The sequence below is a fragment of the Flavobacterium sp. WC2416 genome, from assembly GCF_041200095.1.
Classification (GTDB): domain Bacteria; phylum Bacteroidota; class Bacteroidia; order Flavobacteriales; family Flavobacteriaceae; genus Flavobacterium.
Genome location: NZ_CP165626.1, coordinates 3,526,024 through 3,539,991, shown reverse-complemented (window position 1 = coordinate 3,539,991; position 13,968 = coordinate 3,526,024). Strand labels below are relative to the sequence as shown.

5 protein-coding genes are annotated in these 13,968 nt (G+C 37.2%); 1 reads left to right on the top strand and 4 read right to left on the bottom strand.

Going from position 1 to position 13,968, the window contains the following annotated elements:
* Nucleotides 1–3: 3 nt before the first annotated feature.
* Together AB3G39_RS14965 and AB3G39_RS14960 are read right to left on the bottom strand one after the other, a co-directional pair.
* A complete protein-coding gene (locus tag AB3G39_RS14965; RefSeq protein ID WP_007136354.1) occupies nt 4–333 on the bottom strand; it encodes a PadR family transcriptional regulator in 330 nt (109 codons plus the stop codon).
* A 140-nt stretch (nt 334–473) separates the two neighbouring features.
* Entirely contained in the window at nt 474–929 is a 456-nt protein-coding gene (locus AB3G39_RS14960; RefSeq protein WP_367757566.1) for a DUF4870 domain-containing protein, read from the bottom strand.
* A 196-nt stretch (nt 930–1,125) separates the two neighbouring features.
* On the opposite strand from AB3G39_RS14960, the gene AB3G39_RS14955 reads away from it, so the two are divergent.
* Nucleotides 1,126–1,578: a DUF4442 domain-containing protein gene (locus AB3G39_RS14955; protein WP_369765557.1), complete on the top strand. Its 453-nt coding sequence runs from the start codon at nt 1,126–1,128 to the stop codon at nt 1,576–1,578.
* Nucleotides 1,579–1,666: 88 nt separating this feature from the next.
* Here AB3G39_RS14955 and AB3G39_RS14950 read toward each other — a convergent pair whose 3' ends face one another.
* A complete protein-coding gene (locus tag AB3G39_RS14950; protein WP_367773871.1) occupies nt 1,667–1,900 on the bottom strand; it encodes a hypothetical protein in 234 nt (77 codons plus the stop codon).
* 91 nt (nt 1,901–1,991) lie between these two features.
* Nucleotides 1,992–13,643: an Ig-like domain-containing protein gene (locus AB3G39_RS14945; protein WP_369769473.1), complete on the bottom strand. Its 11,652-nt coding sequence runs from the start codon at nt 13,641–13,643 to the stop codon at nt 1,992–1,994.
* Nucleotides 13,644–13,968: the final 325 nt, after the last annotated feature.

Here is a 13,968-nt window from a genome sequence, read left to right as displayed (position 1 = left end):
CTCTTATTTTTGGTTTGTGATTAGATTTACGGCATCAGACAATTCTGTCCAAGTACCATTTAATTCGTTTAAAAAGGTTTGTCCTATTTCAGTAAGACCATAATATTTTCTTGGTGGTCCTGATGTTGATTCTTCCCAACGGTAGCTTAATAATCCGTCGTTTTTTAGTCGTGTCAGTAGTGGGTAAATAGTACCCTCCACTACGAGTAATTTTGCGTTTTTTAAAGTGTCTAGTATTTCCGATGTGTATGCATCTTTTTCTTTCAATACGGATAGGATGCAAAATTCGAGAACACCTTTACGCATCTGTGCTTTTGTGTTTTCAATGTTCATAATTTCATTTTTGTTTTTGGATTAAACTGTTCATTTTTTGATTGATGATTGATGATTATTTTTAGAAGCTATTTCCTGCTGTCCGTTGTATTCCCGATAAATAAAATCGGGAGATGTCACTTCCATCAGGGATAGGCTCGTTATTTTATAAATGGAATTGTGATTGGATATTTAAAACGTTCTCCGTTTGATGTTTTTATTGCTGCATAGATAATTAAAAAGAACTCTGCTATTTTCAAACAGCCAAAAATAATAACAGCCATAATTCCAATTGTTAATAGACCAATACTGTTGTCAAAATTAAAATTATTGATAACAAAATTATCATCATGAATGATAGCATCAAAAGGAACATTGTTAAAAATAGTGATTAAGAAAACAGGTACTGCAATAGCAATAAGGACTAACGAATACAATAGTAAACTCAATTGAAAATTAAGTACTTGTTTTCCATTATAATCTACAAATTCGGACTGATCTTTTTTTGTCGACCAAATTAATATTGGAAAAATATAATTCCCAAAAGGAATAAAGTATTGTGTTAACGTACTTATGTGTGTAAAAGTAGCGGCATTTTTTTCGGTAATTGTTTCCATTTTTTTTGATTTTTGATTGATGATTGAAAGTACAGAACTAATTTCGATTAGCTTACCTAGTAATTTCTTATGCAAATATATGTCCAAAAGACAGTATCTTGTATCGCATAGTAGTAAATATTAACATATTTTTAACAAATTATTTTTATATGTACGCATAGTATTTTTTTGTATATTAGCAAAAAAACAAGCAATAATGAACCTTACAGCCTCTAAACTTAATAAATTTCTATTTTTCAAATTGCCTTCTGCTTTTCTTTGCGGAGTAAGGGTAAAAGAAATAGATGAGAATAAATGTGTGGTGTCTGTAAAACACCGCTGGATCAATCAAAATCCATTCAATTCGATGTATTTTGCAGTTCAGGCTATGGCTGCTGAGCTTTCAACAGGAGCATTAGTAATCTATCAAATTAAAAAAAGCAGAAAAAAAATATCCATGTTAGTGGCTAATAATAAAGGAAATTTTACAAAAAAAGCAACTGGAAGAATAACATTTGTATGTAAGGATGGGCACTTGATAGCGCAAGCAATCAAAGAAACAATTGCTACAGGAGAGGGACAAACTTTCTGGATGAAATCCATAGGGACGAATGAAGAGGGAGTTCAAGTGTCAGAAATGGATTTTGAATGGAGTGTTAGAATAAAATAAAAATAAGTTGTTTACTAGTTTGTAAAAAAAGAAGGCTCTAAATTAGTTAGAGCCTTCTTTTGTAAAAATTATTTTATACTTTTTTAAATTAGCATTTTTTACCTTCTTTTTTACTTGTTTTGGCACTGCATTTTTTTCCGTCGGCCTTGCATTTTACTTGACATTTTGCAACATCTTCTGCACTCATAGTCTTTGCGTCAGATTCTTTTGCCATGCAACAAGATTCTTTTTTTGTTTTTTCTTTTTTAGCCGGTTTTGCATCTTGAGCACTTGCGTTTATAGTAAATAAAGCTATTGCTAAAAGGGTGATTATTTTTTTCATACTCTATATTGTTTTTATATTCGAATTTTCGATTCAAATATAAAAACAATTCTCAGTTCAACTTTACAAAATTTAGTTAATATTTCGTCGATTAATGGACAATAATATTCTTACTAAAATTGCCTTTCGAAGTTTGAATTTTCACAATATACACTCCGGTTCTAACATTTTTAATTGGTAGTTTAATAGAAGCTTGCACACCATCATCAATAGTCCAATTTTCTATTTTTTGACCTAAAATATTGAAAAGGTATACTTTTTCTATTATATTATCTACAAAATTATTTTTAATGTTTAGTATTTTATTGTCATTGGTAAAATATACTAGTATTCCATCATTCAATTTAGCTTTGTCAACACTAAGGGTTTTATTTGCAAAATGCAAAGAAAAGCGATTTGTATACGCTCCTGGTGTAAGTGATAGAGTTAGATCATTGTTTTTTATATCGTTATAAATCCCAGTTACATTGTCAAATAAATAAATTTCCAGTGAATTAGGAATATTTTCCATTGCATCTATCTTAATTGTTATTGCACCTTCATTTGCCACATTAATACCCACTGGTATAATTTGATCGTCATTAAAATTAGGAACTCCCTGTATTATAAATTGAGTATTATTCATTTCCCAATACATATCATCATCGCTTAAATCATACATGGGAGCATCATAACCAATATCAAATTGATTTGTAGTATTGGGATCAATACCTACAAGTAATTGTCGGTGTGCACCGATTGCAGAGTCAAAACCTAATCGTATTTTTGACCTATCATCTATTTCGGGACTGTTTATTTTAGTAGTGCTATTTGTTTTCATAAATAGGGAGCTTCCGGAACTCTCTCTAACAAATTGTCGCTGACTGTTTTTGAAAAGTAATGTACCTCCTTCAACAGATATTGGGATTTCTGAACCAGAAATGTCAGTATCTAAAAAGGCATCTACAAAAAATCCTTGTGCTACGGGTATGTATTGTTTTGGAATTTTTGATCCAGTTGAACCATCATTGACCGTTAACGAACTATCATTGATTCCAGCTACACCTCCCATTAGGGTATAGGTAGCATAACCTCCTTCATATTCAGCTAAATAATGGTTATTTGATAATCCAAAATGATCCCAATAATAGAGAGCTCCATTAAATACGTTTTTACTATTTGTACAACCAGTGCAATCTCTTAAATTATCTCTTATAAATTGTTTAGCGTCAAGGGCAGATGGATAGGGGTTACCTACCAAATAGGATTGCTCTGGATCTATTTTTAATTGAATTGTTCCAGTATTTGGAATACCAACAAATATATAGTTTTGTAAAGAAGAAATAGGAGCAACTCCTCCATTTCCTTTCATCGTAAATCCTTCTCCAATGTTTATTGTCCCTGTACTACCAACATATTTCCATTGATAATAATTTAATAAAGGATCTGATAATGCAGGTGAATTAAAAGCCCATAACCAACGGTTGCTTACAGTTATTGGATTCGTTTGTGGCAAGTCGGCACTAAAGGCACCATCAAGGAACGTTATTACAGTTGGGTTAAATGGATTAGTGGTGACATCAGTCCCGTCTCTTAATACACTTGATATAGAATAATTTATGTTATTAAGGCTTACTGGTGAAGACCAATAATTGTAATTGAAACTATTTTTTTGACCTTGTTGATCTATTAACAGTACACCTTGTCCACCGGTTGGATTTGATGTAGCAATAGTTTGTACCAGTTGCGCTTCACCTGTTAAACGGACATCTCCTTTTAATAAGTTGAGTTGATTTTGTACAGTTAATTCAAATTGATTTACAACACTTAAGCCTTTAGCTGTTCCTGTTGTATTGGTTTTTAGGTTATAAAAAGTTTCGTTTGTTTTTATTCCTAGATTTATAGTTTGAATTTGATTAGCAGTTCCACCATTAAAAGTAACTGTTCCTGTCCCGGGGATAAAAGCACCACTATTTCTCCAATTACGGCTTATTTGTAATTCAGAATTATTAGTGTTAACCATAGTGACAGAAGCTCCAGGATTAACAATTAAATCTCTAGCAGTTGCAATACCACTATATAAAGGGGCAAATGGAGAAGTGTTGTCAATAACTGGCATGCCAAATCCACCAGATGGAGTAGTAGGTATTTGAGCATCAATTGTATAAGAAGGAAGGCCTTGTTCCCAGTTTTTACAATCAAACCAGTCTGTACTTACTAAACCAGTCCAGATACCCGCTGTTCCCGTTAGAACTGTTACTGCTGCTGATCCAGTTAAATCGGATGGTTTTGCAGGGTTACAATTTGCATCGCTTAACGCCGTAACGATATAGGTTGTATTCACAATAATATTTGGGACGGTAAATACATAGGGGTTGGCGCTTGTAGTTACTGTAGTAGGCGTTGTGCCATTTGTATACGTAAAAGTCCAAGGCGCTTTACCTGTTAAGGCAATACTAAAAGTACCAGTACCCCCATAACAAATCGTTTGGTTTGGTCCTATGTTTGCGGTTGGTCGTGGATTTACAGTTACGGTAATATTCTTTGCCGTACCTAAACATCCTTTGGATGTTGGGGTAATCGTATAGACGGCTGTTCCTGATGTAGCACCAGTTGTTGTCAATTTTTGTGCAATTGTATTCCCACTTCCCACAGTTGCTCCTGTCACTCCAGTTTGTACTACAGTCCAAGTAAATGTTGTTGATGTTTCGGTACCTACAACAGCACTTGACAACGGAATGTTTGATATGTCGTCAGAACAGATTGTTGCTGGAGAAGCAGTAACAAGTGGTCTTTTATTTACGGTAACCGTTACATATGTTGTCCCATCAATTCCATAGCTGGTACATCCATTAAGGAACGAGGTTACTGCATAAGTTGTAGTTATTGCAGGAGTTACAGTTACATTTGTAGCATTACTCACACTAATGATTGCCCCTGTACCTAAATTTTGCCACTGGGATGTTAAGGTAGGAACTGGTGCTTGGGGAATTTTGACATTATCAATTGCCCATGAACTACCTCCAAAAGCATTAACACTATTTACTGTCCCGTGAAAATTAAATTTTATTCTCAAATTAGAATATCCTAAATAAGCATCCAAATTAATACTCATTGCACTAGTAAATTTATTATAAGGCGTTTTATTTCCAGTATACGTAATCAAGGTTACAGGATATGTAGCACCTCCATCAAAAGAAAGTTCTACTTTTCCAGTTGCTCCCGATGCTAATTGATAGGCATAGTCAAAAGTCAAATTAGCAGTTGTTAGTCCGACCAAATCAAAAATTGGCGTTTCTAACCTTGAGTCGATTGCACCTCTTACAATAGCAAACTTATCATTAGATGCTGTGTCGTACTCAGTCCCCGCATTTCCATTAGTTTCCAGCCAGGTATGGTTGTTTCCGTTGTCGCCGGAAGCATTGAAATTCCCTCCATCTACATACCAACCAACAGGTTGAGCAGTATTGAAAAGTCCACCATTTTGTAAATTTTGACTGGTAGAGTAACTAGCACTTGAGGTTAATGTTGTTGAATCACCTTCGCATATTGTGGAAGGTAATGCACTCACAGGGGATGGTTTGATATTTGGAATAATAAATAAAATCGCAACATCTGATTTAACTATTGTACAAGAGGCGTTTTGTATGGCCACTCTAAACATAGTATTTGTTGTTATAGTAGAATAGTTATAGGTTGTATTACCACCATTAGCAATATTGGTCCATGTGTTTCCGGCGTCTATTGAAGTTTCCCAATATAGAATTGTACCAGTATGTCCAGATAAAGTAAGTTGTCCAGATGCGGAGTGACAGTCGGTTTTCGTTTTTGTCCCATCCGAATAGCTAACAATACCACCCGTTGAGGAGGCATCAATTTTGATAGTGTATGTTTTTGGGGTTCCTGTACATCCATTTACCGTTGGAGTAACAGTTATTGTTGCGTTTATAGCTGATGTTCCTGAGTTTGTAGCATTAAATGAAGGTATGTTTCCAGCTCCAGAAGCTGCTAATCCTATGCTTGGATTACTATTAGTCCAAGTGAAAGTACCTCCAGCTGGCGATGAAGTGAAATTGGTTGCAGGAACCACCCCATTATTACAAACGGTTAGGTTTGAAGGTACAGTTACAGTAGGGGTAGGGTTGACTGTTATAGTAAATGTTTTAGATGGCCCCGTACAATTTATGCTACTGTTATTAAATGATGGAGTAACAGTAATAGTTGCGATTACGGGAGTCGTGCCATTATTTATTGCACTAAAAGAGAGGATGCTACCACTTCCAGATGTTATACCTATTGAAGGGGTGTTGTTTGTCCAATTATAGGTTGTGGTTCCACCAGTATTTGTAGTTCCAAAAGTAATAGCAGAAGTTGCATTTCCATTACAAAAAGTCAAATTACTTGGTTGATTAACCTCTGCTGTAGGGTTAATAGTAATTACAAATGTTTCAGCTTGACCATTACATTTAATTCCTCCGTTGTCAAATGTAGGAGTTACATTTATGGTAGCTGTAATTGGAGAACTACCATTGTTTATTGCTGTAAATGAAGGGATATCCCCAGTTCCAGAAGCTCCTAAACCAATTGAAGGATTATTATTTGTCCAAGCATACGTTTTAGTTCCTCCTGAATTTGAAGATCCAAATGTAATTGCTGCGACCGTATTCCCATTACAAACATCAATTGGTGATGGCTTGTTTACATTTGCTTTAGGATTGACAGTAATGGTAAAAGTTTTTGTAGCACCAATACAGCTGGCTCCACCATTTGTAAATGTTGGTGTAACTATTATTGTCGCAATCACAGGAGAATTTCCATTATTTATGGCAGAAAATGAAGTTATGTTTCCAGATCCGGATGCTGCTAAACCTATTGAAGTGGTATTGTTTGTCCAGCTGTAGGTAGTTGTTCCTCCGGTATTTGTAGTTCCAAAATTAACTGCAGTAATGAAACTGCTGTTACATAGTATTTGATCTAGTGGTTGATTAACTTGAGCAGTTGGATTTACCACTACGGTTGAAGTTATGGCAATACCAATGCAAGTTGCAGTTGATGGAATAATAGTAAAGGTTACTGTAACTGGGGCTGAAGTTGTATTAACTAAATTCCCACTGATATTCCCACTACCACTAGCCGCGATTCCTGTCACGGTTCCTGTATTATCTCTTGTCCAATTAAAAATAGTTGATGGAACATTTCCAGAAACGACCATAGGTGTAATTAATGTGCTGGAACAAATAGTTTGCGAGCCATTGGTTACGACTGCATTTGGAGTTGGATTAACAGTTACCGTTGCTGTAATTTTACATCCATTTGAATTAGTGTACGTAATGGTAGTTGAACCTGCGAGAATACCTGTTACTAATCCAGTGTTACTTACGGTCGCGACAGCAGTATTTGATGACAACCAAGGAGAACTCACATTTGGGGATGCAGAACCGCTCAATTGGGTATTAGCGCCTTCACAAACTGAAAGTGTGCCACTGATTGTAGGTATTGGATAAATAGTTACTGTGGCAGTAGTTGATTGAACAGAGGAGCAGGTATAACCCGATGGCCCTGAAATCAAAACATCATAGGTAGCTGTTATAGTATTATTATTTAAAATTAATGAAGAGTTCGTTGTTGATGTCGTTGGCGCTCCAATGTTTGTACCGTTTTTTCTCCATTGAAAGGAGAGCATATCACCATTTGCATCAGCACTAACTGTTAAAGTAATATTAGATCCACTACATATCGACTGTGTAATAGGTTGGTTAGATACAATTATCGCTTGGTCTACATTTAGTGTTCTTTGCGCTGAGATTACCGGAGAACAAGCTGAAGCACCGCTAACAATTACGTAGTAAATACCATCATCTGATAAACTAGCTTGGTTAAAGTGAAGGTTTGATGATTGTGCCCCAGAAATATTTCCCGAATTGGAAACTGCTACTCCTGGAAAAGCTCCTTTATACCATTGATAGGTTAATTCATCTCCAATTGCGACAACGTTTAAATCTGCAGGGAAACTGGCACAAATACTCGTGTTGGACGGCTGAGTGGTAATTATTACTTCTTTTTTTACTGTGAAAGTTTTTGTTGCACTTGCGGTAGTACATGAGGTTGCTGAATTTGTGGTTAGTTTAAGGATAACGGTTCCACTAAAATTTGAGGCAGGTGTATAAGTTACTGTTTGTGGTGATGCATTTTGAGCTGTATTGCTTAACGTTCCACCTCCAGACGTGATTGACCAAGCACCTGTTGTTGCTCCACCACCAATAAAAGCACCAGTTAAAATAATTGCTGAGGGAGTTGCAGATTGACAAATGGTTTGATCTAATCCTGCATCAACAGTTGATGCCGTATTTACCGTAATTGTTCTTGTGTCAGAAATAGGAGAACAGGAAGTTAAGGCATTTGTAGTTAATGTCAAAATTACATTTCCGCTATAGTTTATAGCCGGAGTATAAGTAACGGTCGCTGGAGTTGCGGTCTGCGCAGTACTACTTAATGTTCCTCCTCCAGACGTAATTGACCAAGCTCCAGTTGTTGCTCCGCCACCTATTGAAGCTCCGGCTAAGGTTATTGATGATGGTGATAAAGATTGGCATGCAATGTTGGGGCCACCAGCATTTACTGTAGGTGCAGTATTAACTGTGATTGTTCTTGTCGCATTGGTAGCAGTACATGAGGTCAAGGCACTTGTAGTTAAAGTCAAAATTACATTTCCGCTATAATTTGTTGCTGGAGTATAAGTAACAAGATCAGGAGTTGTAGTTTGTGCAGTATTACTTAATGATCCTCCTCCTGAAGTAATGGACCAAGCCGCAGTTGTAGCGCCTCCACCAAATGATGCTCCAGTTAATTGAATAGGGGATGGGGATGGGGATTGACAAATCGTTTGATTCAAACCAGGATTTACAGTAGAAGCAACATTAATAGTTATTGTTCTTGTGGCAGTTGTTGGATTACATGATGTAGCTGAATTTGTAGTTAAAGTCAAAATTACGTTTCCGCTATAGTTTATTGCTGGAGTATAGGTAACGCTAGACGGAGTTGCAGTTTGTGCGGTGCTACTTAATGTTCCTCCTCCAGAGGTGATTGACCAAGCTCCAGTTGTGGCTCCACCACCTATTGAAGCTCCTGTTAAGGTAATTGCTGAAGGGGATGAAGATTGACAAATGGTTTGATCCAAACCAGGATTCACAGTTGATAGCGCGTTAACCGTAATTGTTTTTGTAGCACTTACGGTTGAACAAGTGCTTAAAGCATTTGTAGTTAAGGTTAAAATTACAGCTCCACTATAATTTGCCGCTGGAGTGTATGTCACGGTTGCTGGTGATGCGGTTTGTGCAGTATTGCTTAATGTTCCTCCTCCAGAAGTAATTGACCAAGCTCCTGTAGTCGCTCCGCCACCAACTGATGCTCCAGCTAATGTAATGGGCGATGGAGTCGCAGATTGACAAATGGTTTGATTAGTTCCAGAATTTACAGAAGATGCGGCATTTATGGTAATAGTTCTTGTAGCACTTATTGGTGAACAAGAACTTAAAGCATTTGTAGTTAAAGTCAAAGTAATTACCCCACTAGAGTTTGCCGCTGGAGTATAGGTCACAGTTGCTGGTGATGCGGTTTGTGCAGTGCTACTTAATGTTCCTCCACCTGAAGTAATTGACCAAGCAGCAGTAGTTGCTCCACCACCAATAGTCGCCCCTGATAAAGTTAGGGCAGATGGTGTTGCAGATTGGCATACAATATCTGGTCCTCCAGCATTTACAGTAGGTGACGCATTAATAGTAATCGTTCTTGTTGCACTAGTTGGAGAGCAGGCTGTTGGTGCATCTGAAGTCAAAGTTAAAATTACATTTCCGCTATAATTTGCTGCTGGGGTGTAAGTCACAGATGCTGGATTTGACGTAGGTGCGGTTGATGATAAAGATCCTCCTCCAGAAGTGATGGACCAAGCTGCTGCTGTTGCTCCCCCAGAACGAGTTGCTCCTGATAATGTAATGGCTGATGGGGTACTAGATTGACAAACGGTATCTGGACCACCTGCATTAACAGTTGGCGCTGCATTAATGGTTATAGATTGAAAGGCTGTTTTAGTTCCGCCACAGCCTCCAGTAATAGTATAAATAATATTACAATTACCTGATGCGATTCCTGTTACTATTCCTGTGTTGTTAACAGTAGCTACAGCAGTATTACTACTACTCCAAGCGCCAATACCACCGCTAAGAACTACAGAGTTGGCTATGTAGGTTGTTGTTCCGGAGGTGCACAAAGTACTTGTACCTGTAACAGAAGCTATGCTAGCAACAGGTGTTATTGTTATTATCATTTGGTCATTTACTGCATCACATGATGGACCAGCAGGATCATCGGTTGTAATAGTTAATGTCACTGTACCCGCTGCTATTGCCGCTGCACTAGGCGTATAAGTTCCTGTGGCTTTTCTTCCTCCATTTGTAAAACTTCCTCCGTTGGATGATGTCCATTGTACATCATTGTTACCGCTTATAGCACCGCCAACAGCTGCGCTATATGATACATTCGGTGATGTTGCACAAACGGTCTGGTCTACACCAGCATCTACATAAGCAAAATTACCAACTGTTACTGCTAAATTAGGACTTGACGCACTTGATCCACAAGTATTACTTGCTTTTACGGATATATTGCCTGTAATTGCGGAAGATGTCGCAGTGACCGTAATAGAATTTGTACCTGAGCCCGCTGTTATTGTAAATCCGGTTGGTAAAGTCCAAATATAATTTGAAGTACCAACAACGGCCGCCACATTATATATCAACCCTGCAGCAACAGGACAAATAGATGATTGGCCAGTTGGGGTCGCTGGTGTTCCTGGAATACCTGAAAATACATTTACGGCTTGAGAGGCAGATACATTGCCACCGCAACCTCCTGTTATGGTATACGTTATGTTGCAAGTTCCAGCTCCTGTAGCGGTAACAAGACCTGTAGCATTAACAGTTGCAACCGAGTTGTTGCTACTGCTCCAAGTTCCAGTACCACCACCTAAAATTACGGAATTGGCAGTAAAGGTTGTTGAGGTTGAAATACATAAATTACTGATTCCAGTAACAGAAGCAATACTTGCATTTGGATTTATAGTTATCGATTGTTGAGCTGTTTTAGTTCCTGAACATCCTCCTGAAATGGTGTAAATTATGTTTGAAGTTCCTGCGGAAACTCCAGTAACAACTCCAGTTGATGAATTAACTGTCGCTACAGCTGTATTGCTACTTGTCCAAGTTCCAGAACCACCACCTAGGACAACTGAGTTTGCCGCATAAGTTGTTGTTCCAGAAATACATATCGGACTGGCGCCACTAACGGAACTAATACTTGCATTTGGGGTTATGGTTATTGATTGTTGTGCAGTTTTAATTCCTGAACAACCTCCTGAAATAGTGTAAATTATGTTTGAAGTTCCTGCTGAAACTCCTGTGACAACTCCAGTTGATGAATTAATTGTCGCTACAGCTGTATTTGAACTGCTCCAAGCGCCAGTTTCACCACCTAAAACAACTGAGTTTGCGGCGTAGGTTGTTGTACCAGAAATGCAAATTGGACTTGTACCAGTAACGGAGCCAATACTTGTATTTGGTGTAATTGTTAGTGTTTGCTGGGCAGATTTAGTTCCTGAACAACCTCCAGTTATGCTATAAATGATGTTGGTTGTCCCAGCAGCAATTCCAGTAACTATACCTGTTGAAGAATCAACAGTAGCTACAGCGGTGTTACTACTACTCCAAGCCCCCGTTCCTCCACCGAGTACAATGGAATTTGCAGAATAAGTGGTTGTTCCTGCAATACATATCGGACTTGTACCAGTTACGGAACTAATAGTAGCATTTGGTGTTATCGTTATTGATTGTTGGGCAGTTTTAGTTCCTGAACAACCGCCACTGATAGTATAAACGATATTGCAATTCCCTGCTCCAATTCCAGTTACAAGACCTGATGAATTTACGGTAGCAATTGCTGCATTACTGCTACTCCAAGTTCCTGTTCCACCCCCGAGTGTAACTGAATTTGCAGTAAAAGTTGTTGTTCCGGAAATACATATTGGACTTGTCCCAGTAACTGAGGCAATATTGGCATCGGGATTTATCGTTATTGATTGTTGGGCCGTTTTAGTACCTGAGCAACCACCAGTTATCGTGTAGATTATGTTTGAATTTCCTGCTGCTATTCCAGTTACTAGGCCTGTAGTTGAATCTACTGTTGCTACAGCGGTATTAGAACTACTCCAAGCGCCAGTTCCACCGCCTAATATAACAGAGTTTGCTGAGTATGTTGTAGTACTACCAATGCATATTGCATTTGTTCCAGAAACTGAAGCAATACTTGCATTAGGTATAATAGTTACAGCCAGATTGCTTGCCGAACTTGTTCCACAGCTATTGCCCGCTGTAACACTTATATTACCATTTTGACCACTATTTCCAGTTGTTACGTTTATTGAAGTAGTTCCTTGTCCTCCAGTTATTGTCCATCCAGAAGGCACAGTCCAATTGTAAATAGTAGCATTTGTTACCGCTGCAATTGTATACGCCTGATTATTTAGTGTTGGACATTGCGTACTAATTCCCGATACAGCTAAAGGGGTAGTTGGTATTGCGGGATTAACTGTTATTGGGATGCTATTACTTGTAATTTTTGTTGGAGAAACGCAAATTGCGTTTGAAGTTAATTCTACAGTAACAACATCTCCATCAATTAAGGTGGTAGAGGAAAAATTAGGACTATTAATTCCAACGTTACTGTTGTTTATTTTCCATTGATAGAAAGGTGTACTTCCTCCGTTTATTGCTACTGCAGAAAAGTTGATATTGTTTCCTGGGCAGATTGTTGTTGATGAAGAAGAAATACTTATAGAAGGAGTTAATAGATCATTAACAGTCATTGTAATTTGATTGCTAGTAGCGTTTACCGGAGCAGCACAGGTAGCATTAGAGGTTAAGACAACTGTTACTTTATCTGTATTAACTAATGACGATGAGGTGAAAGTTGCTGTCGAACTATTGGAACCGATGTTAGTTCCATTAATTTTCCATTGATATAAAGGAGATGTTCCTCCATTTGTAGGATTAGCTGTAAAAGTCACAGATGTTCCAGCACATATATTACTACCTGGACTTACACCAATTGATACAGTTGGAACTGGAACTGAATTAACGATTACCGCTGTAGAAGCGCAGCTAGTAACGTTGCAAGACCCATTATAACGGACGTAATAAGTGGTATTACTTATAGGAGAAACTGTAATACTATTTCCAGTTCCTACGGCAATGCCATTACAAGAACCCGAAAACCATTCAGCCATAGCTCCCGTACCTAGCGTACCTCCATTAACTGTTAGTGTAGTAGATTGCCCGTTGCAAATAGTAGTTATTCCAGAGATAGTTGTAGGAGCAACTGAAAGATTATTTACAGTTACGGTAGAAACATCTGCATATGTTATGTCGCAAACTGAAGCAGTATTTGAAGTAGCAAAAACGGAATAAATTGTAGTTATTGATGGCGATACTGTAAATGTGATATCTGAACCAGTTCCGGTTATAGGGCTTCCAATGTCAGAAGCTCCTATTCTTAATTGATAAGTCATAGTGATTTCACTATTTGACAAAATAATCGAAGCATTTTGACCAATACATATTACGTCATCTGAGAGGCTTCTTTCTAAACAATCTTGTCCGAAACTGTGAAATGAAATGAAATAGAATATTATTATAAATAAGTATTTTTTTTTCATGATATCAACATTTTGAATTAAACAATTTAGCAGTTTAATAAAATGTACATATAGTAGAGATATGGCTATTTTAGTAATTAAATAATTATAATGTAGTGGTGTTTTCCTTAAGAAATAAATCAATTATTTGCTATTTTTAACATTGATTTGTGTTTGTTTTGCTCTACTAGAATTGTGTTTTAAAATGCTAAAAAAAATGTATTTTAGGTGTTATATCTCTTAAAATTAAGCAATTATAAACTTGTATTTGCCATAAAAAGCATATTTTCGATTAAAGTATTTTATCTCCCGATGAACTACTTATTTTATACTATTTATATTGCTT

Bases quoted from the DNA above. Each gene is read 5' to 3' on its own strand.
- AB3G39_RS14945 (WP_369769473.1), bottom strand. From the start codon at position 13,643: ATGAAAAAAAAATACTTATTTATAATAATATTCTATTTCATTTCATTT.
- AB3G39_RS14965 (WP_007136354.1), bottom strand. From the start codon at position 333: ATGAACATTGAAAACACAAAAGCACAGATGCGTAAAGGTGTTCTCGAA.
- AB3G39_RS14960 (WP_367757566.1), bottom strand. From the start codon at position 929: ATGGAAACAATTACCGAAAAAAATGCCGCTACTTTTACACACATAAGT.
- AB3G39_RS14955 (WP_369765557.1), top strand. From the start codon at position 1,126: ATGAACCTTACAGCCTCTAAACTTAATAAATTTCTATTTTTCAAATTG.
- AB3G39_RS14950 (WP_367773871.1), bottom strand. From the start codon at position 1,900: ATGAAAAAAATAATCACCCTTTTAGCAATAGCTTTATTTACTATAAAC.